At 41.1% G+C, this 24617-nt stretch carries 22 protein-coding genes and 3 pseudogenes; 16 read left to right on the top strand and 9 right to left on the bottom strand.

Annotated elements, in window-relative coordinates:
• From SD31_RS07110 to SD31_RS07150, 9 genes and pseudogenes are all read left to right on the top strand, one after another.
• Nucleotides 1–669: aminotransferase class I/II-fold pyridoxal phosphate-dependent enzyme (locus SD31_RS07110; RefSeq protein ID WP_039053625.1), on the top strand; the 669-nt coding region annotated here is incomplete at its 5' end.
• 167 nt (nt 670–836) lie between these two features.
• Nucleotides 837–2642 (top strand): translational GTPase TypA, encoded by a 1806-nt coding sequence (gene typA / locus SD31_RS07115; RefSeq protein WP_039053626.1) that lies wholly within the window; start codon nt 837–839, stop codon nt 2640–2642.
• Nucleotides 2643–2772: 130 nt separating this feature from the next.
• Nucleotides 2773–3174, top strand: a pseudogene (locus tag SD31_RS07120) (relaxase); the annotation flags it as partial.
• A 48-nt stretch (nt 3175–3222) separates the two neighbouring features.
• Nucleotides 3223–3561, top strand: a complete 339-nt coding sequence (locus SD31_RS20775; protein ID WP_039053628.1) for a DUF6660 family protein — start codon at nt 3223–3225, stop codon at nt 3559–3561.
• 132 nt (nt 3562–3693) lie between these two features.
• Entirely contained in the window at nt 3694–8052 is a 4359-nt protein-coding gene (locus SD31_RS07130) for a CusA/CzcA family heavy metal efflux RND transporter (protein WP_082021859.1), read from the top strand.
• 8 nt (nt 8053–8060) lie between these two features.
• Entirely contained in the window at nt 8061–9305 is a 1245-nt protein-coding gene (locus tag SD31_RS07135) for an efflux RND transporter periplasmic adaptor subunit (protein ID WP_231561272.1), read from the top strand.
• 69 nt (nt 9306–9374) lie between these two features.
• Entirely contained in the window at nt 9375–9770 is a 396-nt protein-coding gene (locus SD31_RS07140) for a Fur family transcriptional regulator (RefSeq protein ID WP_231561273.1), read from the top strand.
• Nucleotides 9771–9817: 47 nt separating this feature from the next.
• On the top strand, nt 9818–10537 hold the full coding sequence (locus SD31_RS07145; RefSeq protein ID WP_039053631.1) for a transglutaminase-like domain-containing protein: 720 nt from the start codon (nt 9818–9820) through the stop codon (nt 10535–10537).
• 5 nt (nt 10538–10542) lie between these two features.
• Nucleotides 10543–12598, top strand: a pseudogene (locus SD31_RS07150) (heavy metal translocating P-type ATPase).
• 127 nt (nt 12599–12725) lie between these two features.
• On the opposite strand, the gene SD31_RS16570 reads toward SD31_RS07150, so the two are convergent.
• Nucleotides 12726–12902: a hypothetical protein gene (locus SD31_RS16570; protein WP_156138256.1), complete on the bottom strand. Its 177-nt coding sequence runs from the start codon at nt 12900–12902 to the stop codon at nt 12726–12728.
• A 36-nt stretch (nt 12903–12938) separates the two neighbouring features.
• Here SD31_RS16570 and SD31_RS07155 point away from each other — a divergent pair.
• Nucleotides 12939–13762, top strand: a pseudogene (locus tag SD31_RS07155) (RteC domain-containing protein).
• Nucleotides 13763–14068: 306 nt separating this feature from the next.
• Here SD31_RS07155 and trmB read toward each other — a convergent pair.
• Nucleotides 14069–14722, bottom strand: a complete 654-nt coding sequence (gene trmB / locus SD31_RS07160; protein ID WP_039053632.1) for a tRNA (guanosine(46)-N7)-methyltransferase TrmB — start codon at nt 14720–14722, stop codon at nt 14069–14071.
• 81 nt (nt 14723–14803) lie between these two features.
• Between trmB and SD31_RS07165 the strand changes: the two genes are divergently transcribed.
• Nucleotides 14804–15709, top strand: a complete 906-nt coding sequence (locus tag SD31_RS07165) for a GDP-L-fucose synthase (RefSeq protein WP_316929801.1) — start codon at nt 14804–14806, stop codon at nt 15707–15709.
• Here SD31_RS07165 and SD31_RS07170 read toward each other — a convergent pair.
• From SD31_RS07170 to SD31_RS07180, 3 genes are all read right to left on the bottom strand, one after another.
• Entirely contained in the window at nt 15706–16179 is a 474-nt protein-coding gene (locus SD31_RS07170) for a hypothetical protein (protein ID WP_231561274.1), read from the bottom strand. The genes SD31_RS07165 and SD31_RS07170 overlap by 4 nt on opposite strands.
• A 73-nt stretch (nt 16180–16252) precedes the next feature.
• Nucleotides 16253–16690: a phage holin family protein gene (locus SD31_RS07175; RefSeq protein ID WP_082021860.1), complete on the bottom strand. Its 438-nt coding sequence runs from the start codon at nt 16688–16690 to the stop codon at nt 16253–16255.
• Between the two features lie 60 nt (nt 16691–16750).
• Nucleotides 16751–17020, bottom strand: a complete 270-nt coding sequence (locus SD31_RS07180; protein WP_039053634.1) for a YtxH domain-containing protein — start codon at nt 17018–17020, stop codon at nt 16751–16753.
• A gap of 246 nt (nt 17021–17266) precedes the next feature.
• On the opposite strand from SD31_RS07180, the gene SD31_RS07185 reads away from it, so the two are divergent.
• Complete coding sequence (locus SD31_RS07185) at nt 17267–18805, top strand: YifB family Mg chelatase-like AAA ATPase (protein ID WP_039053635.1); 1539 nt, start codon at nt 17267–17269, stop codon at nt 18803–18805.
• Here the strand turns inward: SD31_RS07185 and SD31_RS07190 are convergent, their stop codons facing one another.
• The 4 genes from SD31_RS07190 to rsfS all read right to left on the bottom strand — a co-directional run bounded on the left by SD31_RS07190 (nt 18806) and on the right by rsfS (nt 22614).
• On the bottom strand, nt 18806–19327 hold the full coding sequence (locus SD31_RS07190) for a rhomboid family intramembrane serine protease (RefSeq protein WP_156138257.1): 522 nt from the start codon (nt 19325–19327) through the stop codon (nt 18806–18808). It abuts the gene before it with no gap.
• Nucleotides 19328–19432: 105 nt separating this feature from the next.
• A complete protein-coding gene (locus SD31_RS07195; protein ID WP_231561275.1) occupies nt 19433–20056 on the bottom strand; it encodes a lactate utilization protein C in 624 nt (207 codons plus the stop codon).
• 76 nt (nt 20057–20132) lie between these two features.
• Complete coding sequence (gene ftsH, locus SD31_RS07200; RefSeq protein WP_052258752.1) at nt 20133–22151, bottom strand: ATP-dependent zinc metalloprotease FtsH; 2019 nt, start codon at nt 22149–22151, stop codon at nt 20133–20135.
• 88 nt (nt 22152–22239) lie between these two features.
• Nucleotides 22240–22614 carry a ribosome silencing factor gene (gene rsfS, locus SD31_RS07205; protein WP_039053637.1) on the bottom strand — a complete coding sequence of 125 codons (375 nt, stop codon included), beginning with the start codon at nt 22612–22614 and terminating at the stop codon, nt 22240–22242.
• A gap of 138 nt (nt 22615–22752) precedes the next feature.
• Between rsfS and SD31_RS15195 the strand changes: the two genes are divergently transcribed.
• The 4 genes from SD31_RS15195 to SD31_RS07220 form a co-directional block, all read left to right on the top strand.
• Complete coding sequence (locus SD31_RS15195) at nt 22753–23070, top strand: biotin--[acetyl-CoA-carboxylase] ligase (protein ID WP_231561276.1); 318 nt, start codon at nt 22753–22755, stop codon at nt 23068–23070.
• Nucleotides 23012–23431 (top strand): hypothetical protein, encoded by a 420-nt coding sequence (locus SD31_RS15200; protein WP_197053591.1) that lies wholly within the window; start codon nt 23012–23014, stop codon nt 23429–23431. Before SD31_RS15195 ends, SD31_RS15200 begins: the two co-directional genes overlap by 59 nt.
• Before the next feature lie 107 nt (nt 23432–23538).
• A complete protein-coding gene (locus SD31_RS07215; RefSeq protein WP_039053638.1) occupies nt 23539–23991 on the top strand; it encodes a protein-disulfide reductase DsbD domain-containing protein in 453 nt (150 codons plus the stop codon).
• A gap of 86 nt (nt 23992–24077) precedes the next feature.
• A partial coding sequence (locus SD31_RS07220) for a cytochrome c biogenesis protein CcdA (RefSeq protein ID WP_039053639.1) occupies nt 24078–24617 on the top strand: 540 nt, incomplete at its 3' end.

The raw sequence follows: 24617 nt of genomic DNA on the forward strand, positions 1-24617 counted from the left end.
GATCTTGTCCAATGGCGCTACGGCWCCATCCATGGTGCCGTAGCGCCATTGGACAAGATCTGTGACCTTGCCGACAAATATGAAGCATTGGTGATGATTGACGAATCACACTGCACGGGATTTATCGGCAAAAACGGACGAGGAACACACGAACTGTACGACGTGATGGACAGAGTGGATATCATCACCGGTACTTTAGGAAAAGCGTTAGGCGGCGCCTCAGGAGGTTTCACCTCCGGGCGTAAGGAAATCATCGACATGCTTCGCCAGCGTTCACGCCCTTACTTATTCTCCAACACATTAGCACCAGCAATCGCAGGAGCTTCTGTGGCTGTATTGGATATGTTGAGTGAGACTACACACCTGCGTGACAAATTGGAGTCCAATACCAAATATTTCAGAGAAAAAATGACTGAAGCCGGCTTCGACATCAAACCGGGATTCCATCCTATAGTTCCTGTAATGCTATATGACGCAAAGCTGGCGCAGGAGTTTGCCGCTAAGATGCTGGAAGAAGGTATCTACGTTATAGGCTTTTATTATCCTGTGGTACCGAAAGACAAAGCTAGAATACGCGTGCAAATCTCTGCAGCTCATGACAAAGAGCATCTGGATAAGGCTATTGCTGCATTCACCAAGGTGGGAAAACAACTGGGTGTGATTAAGTAAGTTGTATGTAGAGAGTAGAAGGATATCCTTGTTACAAAGAGAAGTTTAGAGCTAACTGTTTGATTATTAATTTGAATAGTTAGAAAAAATAATACATAAAATGCTAAAACTGAGGTGCAAAATCATTATCTTTGCACCTCAATTTTTTATTAACACATTATCGCTCAATGCAAAATATCAGAAACATCGCGATTATCGCACACGTTGACCACGGTAAAACTACGCTAGTAGACAAAATCCTTTACTTCACAAACCAATTCAGAGAGAATGAAAATGTTGGGGAATTAATCCTGGACAACAACGATTTGGAGCGTGAGCGTGGTATCACTATCGTATCTAAAAATGTATCCGTAAAATATAAGGATGTTAAAATCAACATCATCGACACGCCGGGCCACGCCGACTTCGGTGGAGAGGTAGAGCGTGTATTGAAGATGGCAGATGGGGTAGTTCTGTTGGTGGATGCCTTCGAAGGACCGATGCCGCAAACCCGCTTTGTGACAGGTAAGGCATTAGCCTTGGGAATTAAACCTATCGTTGTAGTAAATAAGGTAGACAAAGAAAACTGTCGTCCGGAAGAAGTATACGAAAATGTATTCGACCTTTTCTTCAGCCTCGGAGCTTCGGAAGAGCAGCTAGACTTCCCTGTACTTTACGGTTCTTCAAAACAAGGATGGATGTCTACGGATTGGAAAAAACCTACGAAAGACTTCACCGACTTGTTGGAAGCTATTATAGAACATATCCCTGCTCCTAAAGTGTCGGAAGGTACTTTACAAATGCAGGTTACCTCATTAGACTACTCTACATTCGTAGGTCGTATCGCTATAGGGCGTGTAGCACGTGGAACGATTAAAGAAAACCAGCCCGTGTCATTGGTAAAAAGAGATGGTACGGTGGTAAAATCTCGTGTCAAAGAATTACAGGTATTCGAAGGCTTAGGACGCATCAAAGTCCCTGAAGTACATGCAGGAGACATCTGTGCCGTAGTAGGTATTGAAGGCTTCGAAATCGGTGATACGATAGCTGACTTCGAAAATCCTGAACAATTGGAAGTTATCAGCATCGATGAACCCACAATGAACATGTTGTTTACTATCAACAACTCACCGTTCTATGGTAAAGAAGGTAAATTGGTAACTTCTCGTAATATCTATGACCGTCTTCAAAAAGAATTGGAGAAAAACTTAGCCTTGCGTGTGGTTCCTACAGAATCTCCTGACGCTTGGTTAGTATACGGTCGTGGTATCCTCCACTTGTCAGTATTGATAGAAACTATGCGTCGTGAAGGATATGAGCTGCAAGTTGGGCAACCTCAAGTAATCATCAAGGAAATCGATGGCGTTAAATGTGAACCTATCGAAGAGCTTGTGGTAGATGTCCCTTCCGATGTTTCGGGTAAAGTTATCGAGTTGGTAACACAACGTAAGGGAGAGCTTCTGGTGATGGAGGCAAGAGGAGAAATGCAGCACTTGGAATTCTCTATACCTTCACGCGGAATTATAGGCTTGCGTAACAATGTGCTTACCGCCACTGCAGGTGAAGCAGTGATGGCACACCGTCTTAAAGGTTATGAGCCTTGGAAAGGACCAATCCCAGGACGTCTTGCAGGCGTATTGATTTCTATGGATACCGGTACTACAACAGCTTATGCTATAGATAAGCTGCAGGACCGTGGTCGCTTCTTTGTCGATCCAGGAGTGGAAGTGTACGAAGGTCAAATCATCGGAGAACATATTCGGGACAACGATCTGACAGTAAATGTGACTAGAGCAAAACAGCTTACCAACATGCGCGCCTCAGGGTCGGATGAGAACGTACGTATCGCTCCGGCAATTAAATTCTCCTTGGAAGAATGTATGGAATACATTCAAGCCGATGAATATATTGAAGTGACACCTCAATCTATCCGCTTGCGTAAGATTTACTTGACAGAAAACGAACGTAAAATCAACGCTAAGAAATTTCAATAAGAATTTCGGAGCTTATAAAATAAAGTTTCAGTAAAAATACATTAAAGATTAATAACAGGCAAAACGGTTGTAAATAAAGGCTTTACAGCCTTTTTATGATTTTTTGGTAATGCGGTAAAAAGCAGAAAAAAGCAACGAAATAGAATTTAGAAAACAATTGACCGAACACGGTATTAATACGATTGTTCGCAGAAACGACAACGGACGGATTTACGGAGTAACTTTCATTGACCACGAGAGCCGTAGTGTATGGAATGGTTCACAGTTAGACAGAAACCTGTCTGCAAATGTTTTTAACGATTGGTGGAACAACGGCAACAAACCCGAACTGAAAACACAGGATAACCCTCTTTCCAAAACGAATACAATAGACAAACAACCAACGAAAGACCTTTTTGAGTTTATCCCACAGGAACATTCTCAGAATTTCGATATAGGATTATTCAGCCTTTTACCTGATGCACAAGGCGTGGATTATAAAGAAGAAACATTTGCTAAACGGATGAAGAAGAAAAAGAGACGATTGCAATAAACAATGCAATGCCATTGCATTACTTTTTTACTAACTTTGCAAAAGAATATGAAAGTCTTTTTTTCCATATTGGCAATTTATATGATGGCGGTATTTTTAATGCCGTGTACCGATATGTATGAAAAGGAGAGTTTTCAAAACCATAACCATTCAGAAGAATTAGCCCATAAAGCAAGCCACGACCATCAGGAAAAACCTGATATGTGCAGCCCGTTTTGTTTATGCGATTGTTGTGGAATGGTGTCGGGCATAGTGCTTCAATGGAATGTATATAACTTAGTTAAGGCGAAGACTTTTGAACTGTCTAAGCCTGAAATATATTACAAATCTATCTTTATCCCCTGCTACTTCGGGAAAATTTGGCAACCGCCAAAGATTAATGCATAATTTTTAGTGTTTTAATGATTATTGCTTTTTGCTTACAGCATTAAGCTGAATGTTTTTGGGTCATACTTCGTATTCCCGAATTTATAATCATTGCAATTTATCATTAATTATTCACCATTAATCACAATAAAAGTGTTAAATAGTATTATAAAATTCTCTATAAAGAATAAGTTCATTATAGGATTAATGACCTTGTTTCTCATCATTTGGGGGGTATGGAGTGCCAAGCAAATCCCCATTGATGCCCAACCTGACATTACAAACAATCAGGTTCAGATTATTACACTCTGCCCTACATTGGCAGGACAGGAAGTAGAGCAATTGGTTACTTTTCCCGTTGAGCAAAGCATCGTCAATCTTCCCAAAGTGGAAGAAATAAGAAGTATTTCGAGGTTTGGACTTTCCGTTGTGACCGTTGTATTTCAAGATGATGTAGATATTTATTTTGCCCGGCAATTGGTCAATGAAAAACTGAAAGAAGCGGAGGAACAGATACCGGAGGGTATCGGAACGCCTGAACTTGCTCCTGTCAGTACAGGTCTTGGCGAAGTGTACCAATATATTCTCCGCCCCAAAAAAGGAAGCGAGGATAAATATTCCGCAATGGATTTGCGTACAATGCAGGACTGGATTGTTGCCCGACAGCTTTATGGTACACCGGGGGTTGCGGAGGTCAATAGTTTTGGCGGTTTGCTCAAACAATACGAGGTATCTGTTGACCCTAACCGTATCAAGGCAATGGGCGTTAGTATCTCCGATATTTTTACCGCCCTCGAAAACAACAACCAAAATACCGGAGGTGCATATATCGATAAGAAGCCCAATGCTTACTTTATTCGCGGGATTGGTCTGGTTACTTCATTGGAAGATGTAGGAAATATCGTCGTTAAAAATACAGGTAGCGTTCCGGTATTTATCAAAGATGTGGCAGAAGTACAATTTGGTCACGCAACCCGGTACGGAGCATTGACCTATAATGGCGAAGTAGATGCTGTGGGTGGGATTGTAATGATGTTGAAGGGAGAAAACACCTCTGAAGTTGTAAAAAACATCAAAGAAAAAATACCGGTTATCCAACAATCTCTACCTGATGATGTGGTCATAGAACCCTATTTGGATAGAATGAACCTGATAGATAGAGCGATAAGTACTGTCGAAAAAAACCTAATTGAAGGTGCATTAATCGTAATATTTGTATTGATTATTTTCTTAGGGAATTTCAGGGCAGGTTTAATCGTCGCATCAGCTATACCGTTATCAATGCTTTTTGCATTGGGAATGATGAGGTTATTTGGCGTAAGTGCCAACCTGATGAGTTTGGGAGCTATTGATTTCGGATTGATAGTGGACGGTTCGCTGATTGTTGTTGAAGCCACAATGCATCATTTGGGCTTACGGAAATCCACTCAAAAACTTACGCAGGCAGAAATGGACGAGGAGGTGTATGAATCTGCAAGAAAAATCCGTACGAGTGCCGCATTTGGAGAAATCATTATCCTCATTGTTTATATTCCTATCCTTACTTTGGTCGGTATAGAAGGGAAAATGTTTACGCCAATGGCGCAGACCGTAAGTTTCGCCATTTTGGGAGCTTTGATTTTGTCCTTTACCTATATCCCGATGATGAGTGCCTTGTGTCTGTCTAAAAAACCGATTACCAAAAGGAATTTTTCAGACAAAATGATGGACTATCTTCAAGGGGTTTATAAGCCTTTGTTAGAAAAAGCCATTCGGATAAAATATGTGATTATTGCGGTTGCCGTTGGGCTGTTTACCATAAGTATATTTCTATTTTCACGGATGGGCGGAGAGTTCCTGCCAAAATTGGGCGAGGGCGATTTTGCTTTCCACTGTATCCTGCCACAAGGAACATCGCTTAGCCAAAGTCTGGAAACCTCTATGCAGGCATCAAGGATAATCAAGGAATTTGACGAAGTGAAAATGGTCGTAGGCAAGACTGGTGCTGCCGAAGTACCGACAGACCCGATGCCTCCTGAAGCCACCGACCTGATGATTATCCTAAAACCGCAGGACGAATGGAAAACAAAAAAATCCTATGACGAGCTTTCCAATGAAATGATGGAGAAACTTAAAGTTATTCCCGGTGTATTCTTTGAAGCCAATCAGCCGATACAGATGCGGTTTAATGAACTGATGACAGGTATCAGGCAGGATGTAGCCGTTAAGATATTCGGAGAAGACCTCGACAGTTTGTTGGTTTATGCCAATAAAGTGAATGCTATTATTCAAACAGTAGAAGGTGCGACTGCTCCGCAGGTAGAACGGGTAGCAGGTCTTCCCCAAATCAATATCGAATATGACCGTACCCGAATAGCCAATTACGGCTTGAATGTACAGGAAATAAACGATATTGTCAGCACTGCGTTCGCAGGTAAATCAGCAGGTGTGATTTATGAAAACGAACGAAGATTTGATTTGGTGGTACGGCTTGATGAAGCCCACCGCAGTTCCATTGAGGATGTGAGCAATCTGTTTATCCCACTACCAAACGGCGACCAAATACCGCTTTCACAGGTTGCAAACATTGATTACAAATTAGGGCCCGCACAAATCAGTCGTGAAGGAGGAAAACGAAGGATATATATCGGATTTAATGTACAAGGGCGGGATGTAGCAAGTGTTGTAGAAGAAATTCAGGATAAGTTGGCTGAACAGGTTAAGCTACCGACAGGATATTATTTTACCTATGGCGGTCAGTTTGAGAACCTCCAAAAAGCTACTGACAGATTACTGATTGCAGTACCTATCGCACTACTTCTGATTTTTATCCTACTGTATTTCACGTTCCATTCGTTCAAGGAAGCCATTTTGGTATATACCGCTATCCCGATGAGTGCTATCGGAGGTGTGTTTGCACTTTTAATTCGGGATATGCCATTCAGCATATCGGCAGGTGTCGGGTTCATCGCCCTGTTCGGTGTCGCCGTTCTGAACGGTATCGTACTGATTGCCACGTTCAACAGGTTGGAAAAAGAGGGCTGGAATGAGATTGTTCCGAGGATAATCGAGGGAGCTAAAACAAGGCTAAGACCCGTATTGATGACCGCATCAGTGGCAAGTTTAGGCTTTTTACCAATGGCATTAAGTACAAGTGCAGGTGCAGAAGTACAAAAACCATTGGCAACGGTGGTTATCGGAGGACTGATTTCGGCAACTGCCCTGACATTGTTCGTTCTGCCATTGCTGTACTTTGTATTTATGAGAAACCAAAAACCTCCGAAAAACAATAAAACGAAAGCCATAACACCTGTATTGTTGCTGTTTGTGTTCTTGGGTTTCTCTCAAAGCGGTAAGGCACAAACTCCGATAAATGTCGATAAAGCTATCGAGATAGCAATGGAGAATAACCCTCAGCTACGTTCCAAAAATTTGGATATTCAATCTGCCCAAAGCCTTAGCAAGACGGCGTATGAACTACCGAAGACCGATGTAAACTTCCAATATGGAAACACAGACGGATTTGAATATAATGACGGTTTCCAAATTTCACAGACCATTCCCTTCCCGACACTCTTTGGGGCGAAGAAAAACCTTGTCAAAGAGCAGGTAAAAGGTCAGCAGTGGGCGAAGGCACTTACAGAAAATGAACTGAAAAAGCAGGTAAGAACCTATTATTATCAGTTGGAATATTTGGAGCATAACGCTTCGGTTTTAAAGTATCTTGATAGTATTTATTCAGACTTTATCCGTGTGGCGGAACTGCGTTATAAAACCGGAGATATAGGGCGGATTGAAGTCAGTACTGCTGTTACCAAACAGAGGGAAATCAATTTATTGCTCCAGCAAAACGAGGTTTTAAGGCAGAACGCCTATCAAAGCCTTAAAAATCTGATGCAGACACAGGAAGATTTCTTAATAGAACCTCAACCGGATTATACACCATTGCTGTTAAGTTCTTTCATTGACAGTTCGGCTGTTGCAAATCATCCGAGCATCCAGCTATTGTACCAAGAGGCGAAAATTGCCGAACAGAACAAGAAATTGGAACGGGCAAACAGCCTGCCTGATTTTACGTTCGGCTATAATAACATATCGCTGATAGGAATGCACAGTAAAAATGGTGTAGAGCAATTTTATGGCAGAGGACAGCGGTTTAGTTTTGTTGATGTAGGTATTACAATCCCCATTTTTACAACCACCAAAGCAAAAATTCGCTCGCTTGATTATCAGAAACAATCATTGGAATTAAATGCGCAATGGCAGGAACAACAGCTTAAAACGGAATTGGCAAACGCCTTGAAACAATACGAACAATATGTAGCGCAGTTTACCTATTTCAAGGAGCAGGCACTTCCCAATGCTGATGAGATTATCAATGCTGCAAAGCTGGGGTACAGTACCGGAGATATTTCTTATGTGGAGTACCTATTTGCCTTGCAGACAACAGCAGACATTCAGCTTAATTATTTAAAGAGCATACAGCAAATCAATGAGGCTGTAACGCTTATCCATTCATTAATCAGTAAATAATACAATATATGAAACGTATCATAAATAATATAGTTTTTAGCGTTCTTGTCCTCGTAGCATTCTTTGCTTTCAACGCCTGTACAAATAATCATAAAGAGGGCGATGGGCATAATCACGGAACGGAAGCAGAAACAACAACGGACGAACACGAAGAAGAAGAAGAAAATGTTGCAGTGCTGACCGATGAGCAGATGAAAGCGGTGGGTATTGAAATCGGTTCAATTGAACAGAAGCAATTATCCGCAACATTGAAAGCCAATGGAGCATTAAGAGTTCCCAACAGCAACAAGGCGAATGCAACCTCGTTGTTTGGTGGTGTTATCAAATCCCTTAATGTGGAGATAGGCGATTTCGTAAGGAAAGGTCAGGTTATCGCTACTATTTCCAATCCGCAATTCATACAATTGCAGGAAGAATACCTAAGCATCAATAGCCGGATAGAATTTGCAGAGCAGGAAGTGGCAAGACAAAGAGAGCTGAACGAGGGAAATGCAGGTGCAAAGAAAAACCTGCAAAGTGCCACTACCGAATTGAACACGTTGAGAACACGAAAAGCATCGTTACAACAACAAATCCAAATGATGGGCATTAATCCGGCTTCCCTGTCAAATTCCAATCTTAAATCCTCGTTGGTCGTTACAAGTCCGATAAGCGGTACTGTGAGCAATGTTTTCGCCAAAATCGGAAGCTATGTAGATGTGTCATCGCCTATTGCTGAAATCATAGAAAACACAGCCCTGCACTTGGACTTACAGGTGTATGAAAAGGATATTCCTTTAATCAAAATAGGTCAGAAAATAGATTTTGTCGTAACCAACAATCCCAATAAGACTTATTCTGCCGAAGTTTATAGTATCGGCTCATCCTTTAGCGGAGAGAGTAAAACTATTGCTGTTCACAGCAAGATTACAGGAGATAAAGCAGGATTGATTGACGGAATGAGTATAACCGGAATGGTAAGTTTAGATGATGTATTAAGTACGGCTGTACCCAACGATGCTATTGTCAATGCAGACGGAAAGTATTACATCTTTTTGGTCAAGGAGCGGGAAGAAGAAGCTCACGACCATAAAGAGGGCGAAGCTCACGACCATAACCACGGTTCTGAAAAAGGAACTCAATTTGTAAGAATGGAAGTCGTTAAAGGTGCTACGCAATTGGGTTATACGGCAATTACACCTGTAAGTGAAATTCCGCACGGTGCGCATATCGTGGTAAAAGGCGCGTTTTTTTGTGAATGCAAAAATGGATGATTCGGGAGAACACGCCCACGCTCACTAAAAAACATTGGATAATGAGAAAAAAACATTGAACAGAAGCTGTTGTCAAAGAACACCAATCCGACAAGTATGCGGATATTGGTGTACGACTTCTTGGAGCAACAGCAGACAGCAATGTCCTTATCTGAAATTGAGAGCCATTTTTATAAAGCAGACAGGGTTACGATTTACAGGACTTTGAAAACTTTTGAAGAAAAAGGCATTGTACACAGTATTCAGGAGAACACTACGGTCAAGTATATTCTGTGCCACGATGGGTGTGATGAAAATACACACAAGGATTGGCACTTACATTTCTATTGTAAGATTTGTAAGCAGACAACCTGTAAGGAGGATTTTATAATACCGCAGAATGGAAGTCAGAATTACCGTATCGACGAACTAAAATTATTTGGTAAGGGAATTTGTGAAAACTGTTTAAAGGAGAGTTTGCAATAGCATAGCAGGCTCTCCCTGTGTAACTTTGTTATAAATATAAAAGTGTTATGGACACCTATCTTAAAGAAACAAAAATCCTTGACTACTCCAATGCTTCCATACAAAAGCTATTGGAGCAGAGAGGGTGGGAAAACTTGGACACCGTTGCCAAAGTTCAAGCCATTTACAATTTTGTACGGGACGAAATAAAGTTTGGCTATAATGTTTCTGATTATATTTCCGCATCGCAGGTGCTGAATGACGGGTACGGACAATGCAACACAAAAGCCACTTTATTAATGGCTTTGTTAAGAGCAACAGATGTACCTAACCGTATTCACGGCTTTACCATTGACAAGGCATTGCAGAAAGGAGCTATTACAGGTATTTGGTACAGACTATCGCCTAAGAATATCTTGCATAGCTGGGTTGAAGTTTGGGTAAACGAGCAATGGTATTTTTTAGAGGGTGTGATTTTGGATAAACCGTACCTCACAAAATTGCAGGAGCAGAATAGCGATTGCAAAACCACTTTCTGCGGTTTCGGGGTTTATACCGATAATTTTGAGAACCCGCCGATTGAATGGAACCTCAACAATACGTTTATTCAGGATAAAGGCATCAATCAGGACTTTGGCGTTTTTGATACACCCGATGAATTTTATTCTAAGCATCAGCAAAAGCTAAATGCGTTTAAGCGATTTGCTTTTCAGCATACCGTGAGGCATATAATGAATAATAACGTGGAAAGAATAAGAAATAAAAGGGTAACGAACCTAAAAAAATAAAGGCTATGATAAATACAGACAAAAATCACAAGCATACTTACGATGCACAAGGCAAAATGACTTGTTGCACACAGGAAGAAAAAATCTACACCAAAGCAGGTGCTAAGGAATTGGTAAAAGGGCATCACAAAAATGACGGGCATAATCACGACCACAGTGATGATGACGGACACGACCATTCGCATTCAGGAGATACTGACAATGTTTTCAAGATGTTTCTTCCCGCCATTATTTCCCTTGCGCTGTTGCTTGCAGGTATTGCAATGGATAATTGGTTTCCGCAGACGTGGTTTACCGATTGGGTACGGACTATTTGGTACGTGGTGGCTTATGCTCCTGTTGGACTGCCCGTACTCAAAGAAGCCGTTGAGAGTATTCGCAAAGGCGAGATTTTCTCGGAGTTCTTTTTGATGGGCATTGCAACTATCGGGGCATTTGCCATTGGCGAATATCCCGAGGGCGTTGCGGTAATGTTGTTCTATGCCGTTGGCGAAGTTTTTCAGACAATGGCTGTTTCGAGGGCAAAATCAAACATCAAATCTTTGCTTGACCAAAGACCCGATGAAGTAACCGTTTTAAAAAACAATGAACCGCAAACCGTAAAGGCAGAAACTGTTGCCGTTGGCGAAATTATACAGCTTAAACCGGGAGAAAAATTAGGCTTAGACGGAGAACTGTTGTCCGAAACGGCATCTTTCAATACATCGGCTTTAACAGGCGAAAGCAAACCAGATACAAAAAACAAAGGCGAAACCGTTTTGGCAGGGATGATAAATCTCAACACCGTATCGCAGGTAAAAGTTACGACCGCATACACCGACAGTAAGTTGAGCAAGATTTTAGAATTGGTGCAAAACGCCACTGCACAAAAAGCACCAACGGAATTATTTATCCGGAAATTTGCAAAAATCTATACGCCTATTGTAGTGCTGTTAGCCATAGCCATTTGCCTACTGCCTTATTTCTTTGTGGAAAATTATGAGTTTAGAGATTGGCTGTACAGGGCTTTGGTATTCCTGGTTATTTCCTGCCCTTGTGCGTTGGTTATTTCCATTCCCTTAGGTTATTTCGGTGGTATTGGTGCTGCGAGCAAAAATGGAATACTGTTCAAAGGAAGTAACTTTTTAGATGCTCTTTCCGATATTCAAAACGTAGTGATGGATAAGACAGGTACAATGACAGAGGGCGTTTTTAAGGTTCAGGATATCAACTTCAATCCCGAATTTGATAAAGCTGAAATTCTGGAATTAGTCAACATTTTGGAAAGCCATAGCACACACCCCGTAGCAACCGCCATTCAAGAATATGTTGGTGCTGTAAACCATAATATCCCATTGCAAAATGTAGAAGAAATAGCAGGACACGGATTAAAAGCCAATGTAAACGGAAAAGAACTTTTGGTAGGAAATTTTAAGCTGATGAATAAGTTTTCTATCACTTATGACATTGACCCGAATAGCATTGTTTACACAGTAATTGCAGTGGCTTATGAATAAAAAATTTGTAGGCTATATCACTATTGCAGACACCATAAAAGAAGATGCCCAAATTACGATTGAAAAACTAAAATCACTCAATGTAAAAACTACAATGTTGAGTGGCGATAAAGCTACGGTAGTAAAATTTGTTGCAGAAAAATTGGGTATCAATAATGCCTTTGGAGATTTATTGCCCGAAGACAAAGTAAACAGAGTTAAAGACATCAAAGCCAAAGGCGAAAGCGTTGCTTTTGTGGGCGATGGTGTAAACGATGCTCCTGTTGTGGCATTGAGCGACGTAGGTATCGCAATGGGTGGATTAGGGAGTGATGCCACTATCGAAACCGCAGATGTGGTCATACAGGACGATAAGCCAAGTAAAATACCTATGGCAATCAACATCGGTAAACAGACAAAGAAAATCGTTTGGCAAAATATCGGTTTGGCTTTCGGTGTCAAAGCTATTGTACTCGTACTTGGAGCAGGTGGATTGGCGACAATGTGGGAAGCTGTTTTTGCGGATGTTGGCGTGGCGTTATTGGCTATTTTGAATGCGGTAAGAATACAGCGAATGAAATTTTAAACCCCTTCAATTTATGAGTTTTGAAAAGGAAAAAGAAAAAAACGAAAAAAGAAATATATCCCCAATCGGCATATTTCTCAATCAAGAAAGCCTGTAAAAAGGGTAGAAAGATTGCATCACCGAATACTTAATTGGACAATGCTGATTTTCCTCTCTGCCATATTGATATTCCTAATTTTTGCTGTTGTCCGTCATATTTATCATCATTATATAGGTAATTTTCAGCACCATCAACACCAACATCATCATCATCGTTGAAATGACAGATGTTTTTGATGAGGGAACAGCGCTGTTGGCAATTCACTACTCATAGTGCGCTTAAACATTTCAAAATAATCGAATGAAGAAATTTTACAACGAAACATTACATAGGTTAAAAACAACAGTCAACGAATTGGAGGTTGAAGCTGATTGCTCCATACAACGGATAGAAGCTGTTATACTTCTTATTGTAGAATGCCTATCCGAATTAAAGGAATATGTGCTAAAAACAGGGTTCAGCGATGAAGACGAAGAAATCCGTTTTTTCAAACATCAGAAACCTACCATCGTTGCAAAGCTCATTTATTACAATGCTGTGTATAAGATTGAAGCCAAAAGACCTTATGGCGGAAAAGAAGTTTTGGAAGAATATTTCAATAAAGAATTATCAAAGCTCAAAAGGTTTTTTGATAACAATATGGCGTTTTACAGCTATTACAGAACCGACAGCACTTATCTTGACCACACCTATTTTGTTCGTGGCAAGCACAATGTTCAATTGAGTTTGGACACATTCTATTTTTTGAAACCGACCACAGTTTTTCCACTTCCCACGATTACAAAGTAGCAAAGATTATTGCCAATGATTTGATACAGGACTACCTCGAAGACCAACTATCAAAAACAGCCACAAGCGACAAACCGACAACCCTGCATTGGACAGGTAGCAAGACCGCTTTAACCGAATTGATTTATGCACTACATTCACAAGGCATATTCAATAACGCCAATGCAGATATTAAACCTATCGTCAAAGTCTTTGAAAGCACTTTTAATGTTGATTTGGGAGATTTCTATCACACGTTTTTAGAACTCAAATCCCGAAAAATGAACAGAACTAAATTCCTTGACAGCCTTAAAGAAAGCCTTATCAAAAAAATGGACGAGCAGGACGGTAGGTAGGGTTTGCTATATCTGTACAGCGTAAAAAGGGTTTAATAAAAGCCCTTTTTTCTTGTCCTGTTTTGCCAAGTGTAATAATCGGATATTAAAATCCTTTGTATGGTTTTGAGAATAATAAATTTTGTATATTTGCTGTGAGCTAACGGAAACGTGTTGAAAAGCAAAGCAATAAGCACCGTTACCAAATCGTTACTTGACTATCTTTGATAACCCACATAAGAGCCTTGTATTCAACCGAAAAGGCTTTTTCCTGAAAACTTTAAAATAAAAAAACTCGACTATCATTAGTCGAGTTTTTTTATTGGATTATTTGTTGAACTGCCACTGAACGTAGTTGATATTTTTGTCTACGGCCAAATACTTTTTCTCGTAATAGGTTTTAATCGATAGGACTTCATCCACCAAATCCGAATTATATAAATCCGTTGTTTCTTTGATTTTATGATATCCCAAGTTGTCTATTTGTTCTAAAGTATAGGCATAAAATCCATCGTTATCGGTTTTTAGATGCAATATGCCATCCTCTTTGAGGATAAACTTATAACGTTCCAAAAATCTTGGATGGGTTAATCTTTTCTTTTCACGGCTTTGTTGAGGCTGTGGGTCAGGGAAAGTAATCCATATTTCTGAAATTTCATTTTCATCGAAATGCTCCAAAATCGTTTCGATTTGGATGCGTAGGAAACCTACATTGTCAATTCCTTCTTCCAACGCTGTCTTTGCTCCACGCCAAATGCGGTTGCCTTTATAGTCAATGCCGATGAAATTTTTATCAGGAAATAGTTTGGCAAGATTTACCGTATATTCACCTTTTCCACACGCTAATTCCAAAATGACAGGGTTATTGTTGTCAAAGAATTTGGAAGCCCACTGTCCTTTATAATCTTTTCCCGCATCTAGCTGTACTACATTTTTGAATGTAGCTACCTCTGCAAATTTTCTTAATTTATCCTTACCCATAACTTCAATTAAGTCGCAAAATTAACCTTATATTTGCAGTAATTCAACTATTTATCGTGGAAAAAGAACGCAAAAATATATGTGGCAGGGCATCGCGGTATGGTGGGCTCAGCTATCTACAATCATCTTCAAAAGGAAGGATACACCAATCTGATAACTCGTACTTCTCAGGAGCTGGACCTTCGCAACCAAGCAGCTGTGGAGGAATTCTTTAGAACAGAAAAGCCGGAATATGTTTTTTTGGCAGCAGCAAAGGTGGGTGGAATCGTCGCAAACAATACCTATAGAGCAGATTTCATATACGACAATCTGGCTATCCAGAACAATGTGATACATCAGTCTTTCAAGCATAAGGTAAGGAAGCTTATGTTTTTAGGTTCTTCGTGTATCTATCCCAAATTTGCGCCCCAGCCCTTGAAGGAAGAATATCTTCTGACAGGCACTTTGGAACCTACCAATGAACCATATGCTATAGCCAAGATTGCGGGGATAAAGATGTGTGAAGCCTACCGAGCGCAATATGGCTGTAATTTTATTTCGGTAATGCCTACAAACTTGTATGGCTATAATGACAATTATCACCCCGAAAATTCACACGTACTGCCGGCCTTAATCCGACGTTTCCATGAAGCAAAGGAAAAGGGAGCTCCTGAAGTGGTCATCTGGGGAACAGGAACTCCATTGCGAGAATTCTTATTCTCCTCGGACCTTGCAGACGCTTGTGTGTTTTTGATGAACCACTACGATGGAGAGCAGTTTGTCAATATAGGGGTAGGGGAAGATTTGAGAATCAAAGACTTGGCCTACCTAATCAAAGAAATCGTGGGCTATGAAGGCGATATAACATTCGACACCTCGAAGCCTGACGGCACACCAAGAAAGCTGATGGATGTTTCCAAACTGCACAGCTTGGGGTGGAAACATAAAATATCCCTTCGGGAAGGGATTAAATTAGCTTACGAAGATTTTAAAAAGAAATACTGTTAATACGTCTCACTTAGAGGCGGAATGCTAAGGTTGCTGTCTTCAGATTCTTCTTCCAAGGGGTTGATATTTTTATGCTTCTTCTTTGAGGATTTTTTAGGACGAATGAAGTCAGCAACTTTATTTACTACAGAAGAAATTTTATCCTTGTTAATCTGCGAGGCTGCTCCTTCCGACGCAAGAAGTACCAGTGTTTTTTTTAACCATCCGCTTTTTTTGAGTAAGGTTCTGTTAAGCACCAAAGGCAGGACGATTTGAGAAGCCTTGGTAAGCCAATCCGATTTATTGCTTGCTGACGTTTTGCCTCCTCCGGAAGCGGAAGTGGAAAACAGGCCTTTAATCATTCCCACGCCAGGAACATTGGAAACTACAGCATTGAAAACTCGAGCAGGAGTTTCTACCTTATTTTTCAGCAATGTATATTGTTGAGCAAGATATGCCTCCTGCTCTTTCTTCAAAAGGGTAAGACGCAACAGTTCTTTCTTCAGCTCTTCGGAATTGTTTAATTTTTATCTTCATCATCTACTGCAGTTTCAAACATTTCTTTTACGGTAGCATTGGCTTTTTTTTGCTCTTCCTCGGCTTGCTTTCTATTCTCAAATTCTTCACTTTCCATCTGCTGATAAAACCTTCTTCCTCATTCCATTTCCCTAATACTTTTTTAATGGTAATGTCCATGAATTTGGCTTCCAGCTTAGGTTCTAATAGCATAACGATAACCAAAATTATAATGAAGATAGCTCCTGTAACCAAGAAGCCTAGAGCGTTACTGTTTAACAGTTCACCCAGCCAGAATCCTAAAGCTAGGGACAAAAAGAAGATTATAACGAGAGTCAGTACCAGTTTGGTAATATCCAAAATGATAGCTCCCACTATACGTGATATTTTCGATATAGCTTTAAGCTTCAGAATCTCAAGTTGAGTATCTATATACTCTTTGGTTTTCTGAAAGCTGCCGGAAAAAGAAAACTTTGGTTCGTCCATCTACAAATCTTTTAATCTACAAGCGGCAGAGCAGCCGCTTGTAGATAGCTGACATACTGTTTATGCGTGTTCGATGATTTCGTCATCTACTATTTCTTCAACTTTAGAAGCTTTAGCTTTTACAGCTGCTAAAACTTTTTCTTTCAGGTCGTTAAGCTGATCAATCTGTTGTTCTGCTCTTTCCTTTATAGCCTCTCCCAAATCAGAAAGTGATTCATTTAACTTATCTCTTGTATCTGATCCCTTCTCTGGAGCAAATAATAGACCTAATACAGCTCCTGCTGCCATTCCGGCTAATAAAGCCACTACTACTTTTCCGCTATCTTTCATATTGTTGATTTATTTTACTTGTCTTTATTAATATAACACTAATTAAAGCAAAAACGTTTAAAATAAAAATATTTTTTATCGAAAAATATGTCCTTTCTCAATAATTAGCAAAAACAAGACCAAAGGGCACCAACTGTCATTCATACAAATGGAAAAGGAAAAAGTTGACTTTTTATTTCCATTCGGATTTTATTAAATTAATACAAAAATTGACTATCCGTAGCTAACCTAAAATGTTCACACGTTATGTTGGTAAAGACTTTTGGTAGTGCTGTTTACGGCATTGAAGCGACGACGATAACGGTGGAGGTGAATGTTTCGACGGGGACTAAATACTATATTGTAGGCTTACCGGACAATGCGGTGAAGGAAAGTTTACAACGTATTGAAAGTGCGATAACGGCTACTGGTTATAGGATGCCTAGACAAAAGATTGTCGTCAACCTAGCGCCGGCGGACATACGTAAGGAGGGATCCGCTTATGATTTATCCATCGCGGTAGGTATTCTGGCAGCTTCCGGTCAACTTCATGAGGACAAGCTGCAGCAATATATTATTTTGGGAGAGCTCTCGTTGGACGGCATGATACAACCCATCAAGGGAGCATTGCCTATTGCTGTGCAGGCAAAGAAAGATGGATTCAAAGGTATTGTCCTTCCATCAGTGAATGCTAAGGAGGCTGCCATTGTCTCTGACCTAGAGATTTATGGTGTGGAAAGTCTCCAGGATGTGGTCGATTTTTTTGATGGCAACAGAATTATTGCTCCTACCGTTGTCAATATTCAGGAAGAGTTCGAACGGAATATTGACAACTATGACATGGACTTTGCGGATGTAAAAGGACAGGAAAATATCAAAAGAGCACTGGAAATTGCCGCTGCTGGAGGCCATAATGTGATTTTAATAGGTCCACCTGGGGCTGGAAAGACGATGCTGGCCAAGCGGATGCCCACCATACTGCCTCCATTGACCATTGAAGAGTCTTTGGAGACGACGAAGATCCACTCCGTGGCAGGCTTACTTCCCGCTGCGGGCTCCCTGATGACTACCAGACCATTTCGTGCTCCGCATCATACTATTTCCGATGTAGCTTTGGTCGGCGGAGGAACACACCCCCAGCCCGGAGAGATCTCTTTAGCCCATAATGGTGTTCTCTTCTTGGATGAGCTGCCTGAATTCAAGCGTTCGGTGTTGGAAGTCATGCGCCAGCCGTTGGAGTCACGTAACATTACGATTTCCAGATCCAAGTTTACGGTAGATTATCCGGCCAGTTTCATGCTCATTGCGGCGATGAACCCTTGTCCTTGTGGCTATTATAACCATCCGGAGAAAGAATGTATCTGTGGGGCAGCTGTGGTGCAACGCTACCTCAGCAAAATTTCTGGTCCGCTATTGGACCGTATAGATTTACATGTTGAAGTCACACCTATAGAATTTAATGAGCTTTCTTCCTCACGCAAGGCAGAGAGTAGCAAGAGCATCCGTGAGCGCGTCATTAAGGCCAGAGAAAGACAGGCACAGCGCTTTTCGGGAAATGAAAAGGTGTACTGTAATGCTCAGATGAGCTCTCGTATGGTGAGGGAGGTCTGTCAGATTGACGAGTCGGGACAACAGCTCCTCAAAAGAGCTATGGAGAGGCTGAGTCTTTCTGCTCGTGCATATGACCGTATTCTGAAGGTTGCACGCACCATAGCCGATATGGAAGATTCGGCAGACATAAACAACCAACACCTTGCAGAGGCCATACAGTTCCGTAGTCTGGACCGTGAAAACTGGGCTGGCTAATTAAAACTGTCCTAAAAAGTGGCGTACTATCCACGGATAAAGCAGTATAGTAAGGATAAGGCCTGACAGTGCTCCGAAAAGGTGAGCGTCATGGTTGATGCGGTCATTAGCATTTTTAGAAGCCCAAATGCAGTATCCTAGATACAATACCGCGAAGAGGTACGCCGGCATGGGGATAATCATGAATATGCCCAGCATGGCTTTAGGTTGGAATAAGATGAATGAAAACAGGACCGCAGAAATGGCTCCCGAAGCACCAAGACTGTAATATCCCGGATTGTTTTTGTGCTGAACGATGGTAGGGATATCGCTAAGTATAAGGCTTATGATGTACAACAAAGCAAAGTAAAGGTGGCCAAGAGCTCCGCTGGAGGCTACAAAAAACTGTTCCAGAGCAAAGCCGAAATAGTAGAAGGTAATCATGTTGAAGAGCAGGTGCCCCCAGTCAGCATGGATGATTCCACTGGTAACTATAGTATATAACTTGCGTCGATCACGTGCAATGGCATAAGGATGCAGCATCAACTTACCATAAAGGTGCTGATTTGAAAAGGTATAAAGACTGGCTGCAATAGTGATGGACGAAAATTATACTTGCTACCGGCGTATAAAAAAGATACTGTTGAATCATTGGCCTAAAATCATGTCTTCTATTAGAAATACATATAAATCCTTAGGACCATGAGCTCCCAAAACCAACATCTTTTCAATGTCTGCTGTACGACTCGGTCCTGTGATCATGGAAATCATGGAAGGAAGGGATTCACCATATTTTTCTTTGAGTAAGGTAAATCCATGTTTGATGTCCATGACCAGTTGTGATGCTTTGGCAAAAACTATGTGTATAGGAGGGTAAATGCTTAGGCGTCTTCCCGAAAGGTTGGCGTTGGAAATCATAATGCTGCCGTTGCGGGCTATCAGTGCTTCACATCCTGTGATGCCCGCTTCAGCCTGCTCAAATCCGTTTTCTGAAGATATATAAGGAAATCCGTAAGTGTTTAGAAGGCTTTTTATCTCTTGTTCCCATGCGAAAATTTTACTTACCCCCAGTTCTTCGACAAGAGCGATAAGGTTTTCGATAACCTGAATTTCTCCGTCGCAATAGACAAAATGACCTGCCACATTGGTGAGCTCTCTAGCAAAGGTTACATCTAAACTTTCCTCCTCATCTTTGTAAAGCTGTGAATCTTCGTAATCGGGATGAGGATTATCTCTTTTCTGCAATAACGCTTGTCTTATGCTTTTCAGCATTCTCTCTTTAGCGGTCGTGTTTCGTATATTCATTTATCTAAACAAAAGAGGTGTATCCTAAGATACACCTTATTTATTAATTTTCTTCATTATTTACGGAAGAGGGATTCACTTCGGGTGTACCACTTTGTTCCGGAATCGGAGGTAGTGGAAGTTCTGTTTGCGGGACTCCTCCGCCGTCCGCTCCCCCGTTGACAAATTCATCGTAGGTGGTACGGTGGCTGAAAGGACGTTTTCCTAAAATCTCTTCTAAATCCGATTGGAATAAGATTTCTTTTTCCAGCAACTTTTCCGCTATTTTTATCAAACCCTCTTGTTTTTCCAGCAACAGCTCTTTTGTTCTCTTATATACGTTGGCTATAAGCTGACGAACTTCTTCGTCGATAAGTTCTGCCGTGCGTTCGGAATAAGGCTTATGGAACTGCGACTCAGAGCTATCATTGAATGAAACGTTGCCGACCTTTTCGTTCATACCGTACACGGCAACCATAGCATAGGCAAGCTTAGTGATGCGTTCCAAGTCGTTTTGTGCGCCCGTGCTGATTCTTCCGAAGGTGATGTCTTCTGCCACACGACCTCCCATGGTCATACACATGCTGTCGATAAGCTGTTCGGTAGTGTATAAGAACTGCTCTTTAGGCAGATACTGGGCATATCCTAGGGCGGCAACCCCACGAGGTACTATGGACACCTTCACCAAAGGATCGGCGTGTTCTAAGAACCAGCCGGCGATGGCGTGACCCGCTTCGTGGTAGGCCACGATTTTCTTTTCCTCCGGAGAGATGATTTTATTTTTCTTTTCCAGACCACCGATGACCCGATCTATGGCATCTTGGAAATCTTGCATGTCAATGGATGTTTTGCTCTTTCTTGCAGCAATCAGAGCAGCCTCGTTACTRTACCTGTTGGCAATCTCAGCACCCGCAAATCCGGGGGTTTGTGCTGAAAGTTTTTTTGCATCTACATCCGGAGCGAGTTTCAATGGTTTGAGATGTACATTGAAGATCTGTTCACGGCCTATAAGGTCCGGCTTGTCGATAGAAATCTGACGGTCAAAACGACCGGGACGAAGTAAGGCTTGGTCTAATACGTCAAGACGGTTTGTTGCAGCTAAAATAATTACACCTAAGTTGGTGCCGAAACCATCCATCTCTACCAACAGTTGGTTCAACGTATTTTCACGTTCGTCATTTCCGCCCATGATAGAGTTTTTACCCCGAGCACGGCCGATGGCGTCAATCTCATCGATAAAGATGATACATGGTGCTTTCTCCTTGGCCTGCTTGAAGAGATCTCGTACACGAGAAGCTCCCACACCGACAAACATCTCTACGAAATCCGAACCTGAAAGGGAGAAGAAAGGCACCTGAGCCTCGCCGGCTACAGCTTTGGCCAATAAGGTCTTACCCGTTCCCGGAGGCCCAACTAGGAGTGCTCCCTTAGGGATTTTTCCTCCTAACTCTGTGTATTTTTTAGGATTCTTCAAGAAGTCTACGATTTCCATCACCTCGGTTTTAGCCTCTTCAAGGCCTGCGACATCGTTGAAGGTGACATTTATCTGTGACTCTTTATCAAACAGCTGGGCCTTCGATTTCCCTATATTAAATATCTGTCCACCTCCGGCAGCACCACCGCCCATTCTGCGCATAAGGAAAATCCATACGGCGATGATAATCACCAAAGGAAGAATATATCCTATAATTCCTCCCCAAGCGTTTGTCCGCTCTCCCCACTGAATAGGGACGCGCGGCGTATCTTCAGGAAGTAGCTTCTGTGACTCGCTCAACTTTTGGTTGAGGATGTCTGCCGATCCTTCGGTGAAGAAGTATTGCGGTCCTCTTAAGGTGAGAGCCAGCCTGCTGTCTGTAGGAGTTACCTCCTTATATTTTGGATTGTCTTTAAGCTTTTCGGGTTTTATATAGACTTCTACTTCGTAAACACTTCCATTTTTAAGTGCTACGAGCTTTTCCACATCCCCGGCAAGGAGCATTTCCTTCTCAAATTTTTCGTAAGAAATTTCCTTGGTCGAACTTACACCGTAGAAAAAATTTAATGCGATAAATCCAGCTATGGCTGCTATAAACAACCATATCATGTTGAATTTCGGCGGATTTGGAGTTACCTTTTTACTTGGTATTTTTTTCTATTATAAATTATCGTAACTTACTATTGTACAACCTTCATTAGGCACTTTTGAAATGTTCGCTTTTAGCATCACCCCATAGGTCTTCGATGCGGTATTTCTCGCGTGCCTCCGTTTTAAAAATATGAACTACTACATCAACAAAATCTAATAAAATCCACTCTCCGTTACCCTCTCCTTCTTTATGCCATACATCTTGGCCGAACGCTTTATACACCTCTTCTTCCACACTTTTTGCTATTGCGTTGACTTGAATATGGCTGTCCGCATTGCAAATCACAAAATAATCAGAAAGTGTACTGTTTACTTCACGCATATCCATCTTCACGATGTCGTTGGCTTTCTTCTCCTGCATACCCATTACTACGACATCTGCCAATTTGCTAGACAATTCTGAATTTTTCTTTTTACTCATTAAGAAATATTATAGTTTTACTTTGTCACTTTAAAATTAATTCAATTGCAAAATAACACATTTTTCGAAGATTCTGGCCCAAAAAACATAATTGTTCTTGAGGAAGTTTCCTCTACAAATGACTATTTGAAATATTTATTGACAAAATCCACGCCATTGGAACCTTTTACTGCCATAATGGCAAAAAATCAGACAGCAGGAAAAGGACAACGGGGCAATGTGTGGGTCAGTGAACCGAACCAGAATCTGACCGTCAGCATCCTTCTAAGTCCACATCAGTGGACTGTACAGCAGCAGTTTTGGCTCACCGTTATCACCAGCCTTGCTGTGGTAGACGCCTTACAAAGCGTGTTCCCTGCTGATTACCATATCAAATGGCCTAATGATATCATTCTCCATGGTAAAAAGCTGGGTGGTATTCTTATTGAAAATGCAGCTCGCCGGCAAATATATTAAGCATAGTATCATTGGTATAGGCATTAACGTATTTCAAAAGAACTTTCCCGATACTATTCACCATAAAGTTACATCTTTGATGTTGGAAAATCCTAATCTAAAGGTGGATTTTGTTGATTTTATCGTCAAAATACAGGGTGGGTTGAAACGTTATTTGCAGAGGCTGGAAATCAGTCGAAACGAGATGTTGGAATTATATAATCGCAGGCTGTTCCTCCGTGACACGGAGGCGGACTTCCTGTATGAAGGAAAGAGAATGAAAGGTGTCATCAGAAGGGTGGAAGAAGATGGGCTGCTGCAAATATTGCTTGAAGGACAGCTGAAGAAAGTTGACCTAAAAGGTATTGTTTATATACTATAACAAAGTAATTACTTGTAGATTATTAAAATTAAACGGACCTTTGCGTTAAACTTTTAAGAGGTAAGAAAGTCTTAAAAGCAAAGAAGATTAGCTAGAACAAATATTTTATGAAAAAAATTGGTTTATTAATTGCGGCTGTAGTGATGACTGTATCTGCAGCATTTGCGCAGATCCAAAATCCGGTAAAATGGTCTGTGGCGGCTAAAAAAATTAACAGCAAAGAAGCTATTGTAAACATCAAAGCGACAATTCAAAACGGATGGCATATTTACGGACAGAATGTTCCTGATGGGGGACCACTGCCTACAACCTTTTCGTTCAAAAACTCAAAAGAATATGCTTTGAACGGTAAAGTGGTGGAAAGCGTGAAGCCTAAGACTAAATATGAGGAAGTATTTAAAATGAACGTTCCTTATTTCACGAATGAAGTTATCTTCCAACAAAAGATAAAATTAAACGGCAAGCAAGCCCGTGTGAGTGGAAAGGTTGAATATATGGCTTGTGATAAAAATCAGTGTTTGCCGCCTGATGAATATAATTTCCAAGTAACAATTAAGTAAATTCTTGTAGTATTATATAGAAAAAGGGCAGTTTTTAGACTGCCTTTTTTTATTTTTACATCTTACTTGTTTAATGTTATCGTATAATGAAAATCTATTTGATTTCTTTTTTTCTTATAATTTCAGCTTTTTTCTCTTCTACTGTAGATGCTCAGGATACGATCATCAATGTAGAAGGCCTAGAGTATACGGATGGTACGGAGCTGGACACCAATACGGGGTTTATTGATGTGGAGGGGCTGGAGTTCACGGATGGATCGGATAGTTCTGTTGAGGAGGTTGATACCGTAGCATTAGAGGGCGAACAGAGCTTGTCTATGTCCGTTATGGAGTCTGATGTTCAGGATTCTTCGCTGTGGGGGATTTTCATTGCTGGACTTCTCGGTGGTTTTGCTGCTTTCTTCATGCCTTGTATTTTTCCTATGGTTCCTCTTACGGTGAGCTTTTTCACCAAGCGTTCGGGGTCTCATGCCCAAGGATTTTCTCAGGCGTTGCTGTACGGGCTTTTCATCATCGTGATTTATGTTGCTTTGGGTATGCTGGTGACGATAGCTTTTGGTTCGGATGCGTTGAACGAGCTGTCGACCAACGGGATATTCAATTTTGTTTTTTTTTGTGATTTTGGT

Origin of the sequence: Sphingobacterium sp. T2 (assembly GCF_000814685.1) — a bacterium.
Lineage (GTDB): Bacteria > Bacteroidota > Bacteroidia > Sphingobacteriales > Sphingobacteriaceae > Sphingobacterium > Sphingobacterium thermophilum.

What these genes read in the sequence shown, in the direction of transcription:
- typA (WP_039053626.1), top strand. Translation starts at nt 837, where the DNA reads ATGCAAAATATCAGAAACATCGCGATTATCGCACACGTTGACCACGGT.
- SD31_RS20775 (WP_039053628.1), top strand. Translation starts at nt 3,223, where the DNA reads ATGAAAGTCTTTTTTTCCATATTGGCAATTTATATGATGGCGGTATTT.
- SD31_RS07135 (WP_231561272.1), top strand. Translation starts at nt 8,061, where the DNA reads ATGAAACGTATCATAAATAATATAGTTTTTAGCGTTCTTGTCCTCGTA.
- SD31_RS07145 (WP_039053631.1), top strand. Translation starts at nt 9,818, where the DNA reads ATGGACACCTATCTTAAAGAAACAAAAATCCTTGACTACTCCAATGCT.
- trmB (WP_039053632.1), bottom strand. Translation starts at nt 14,722, where the DNA reads ATGGGTAAGGATAAATTAAGAAAATTTGCAGAGGTAGCTACATTCAAA.
- SD31_RS07175 (WP_082021860.1), bottom strand. Translation starts at nt 16,690, where the DNA reads ATGGACGAACCAAAGTTTTCTTTTTCCGGCAGCTTTCAGAAAACCAAA.
- SD31_RS07180 (WP_039053634.1), bottom strand. Translation starts at nt 17,020, where the DNA reads ATGAAAGATAGCGGAAAAGTAGTAGTGGCTTTATTAGCCGGAATGGCA.
- SD31_RS07185 (WP_039053635.1), top strand. Translation starts at nt 17,267, where the DNA reads ATGTTGGTAAAGACTTTTGGTAGTGCTGTTTACGGCATTGAAGCGACG.
- SD31_RS07190 (WP_156138257.1), bottom strand. Translation starts at nt 19,327, where the DNA reads ATGCTGCATCCTTATGCCATTGCACGTGATCGACGCAAGTTATATACT.
- SD31_RS07195 (WP_231561275.1), bottom strand. Translation starts at nt 20,056, where the DNA reads ATGCTGAAAAGCATAAGACAAGCGTTATTGCAGAAAAGAGATAATCCT.
- rsfS (WP_039053637.1), bottom strand. Translation starts at nt 22,614, where the DNA reads ATGAGTAAAAAGAAAAATTCAGAATTGTCTAGCAAATTGGCAGATGTC.
- SD31_RS15200 (WP_197053591.1), top strand. Translation starts at nt 23,012, where the DNA reads ATGGTAAAAAGCTGGGTGGTATTCTTATTGAAAATGCAGCTCGCCGGC.
- SD31_RS07215 (WP_039053638.1), top strand. Translation starts at nt 23,539, where the DNA reads ATGAAAAAAATTGGTTTATTAATTGCGGCTGTAGTGATGACTGTATCT.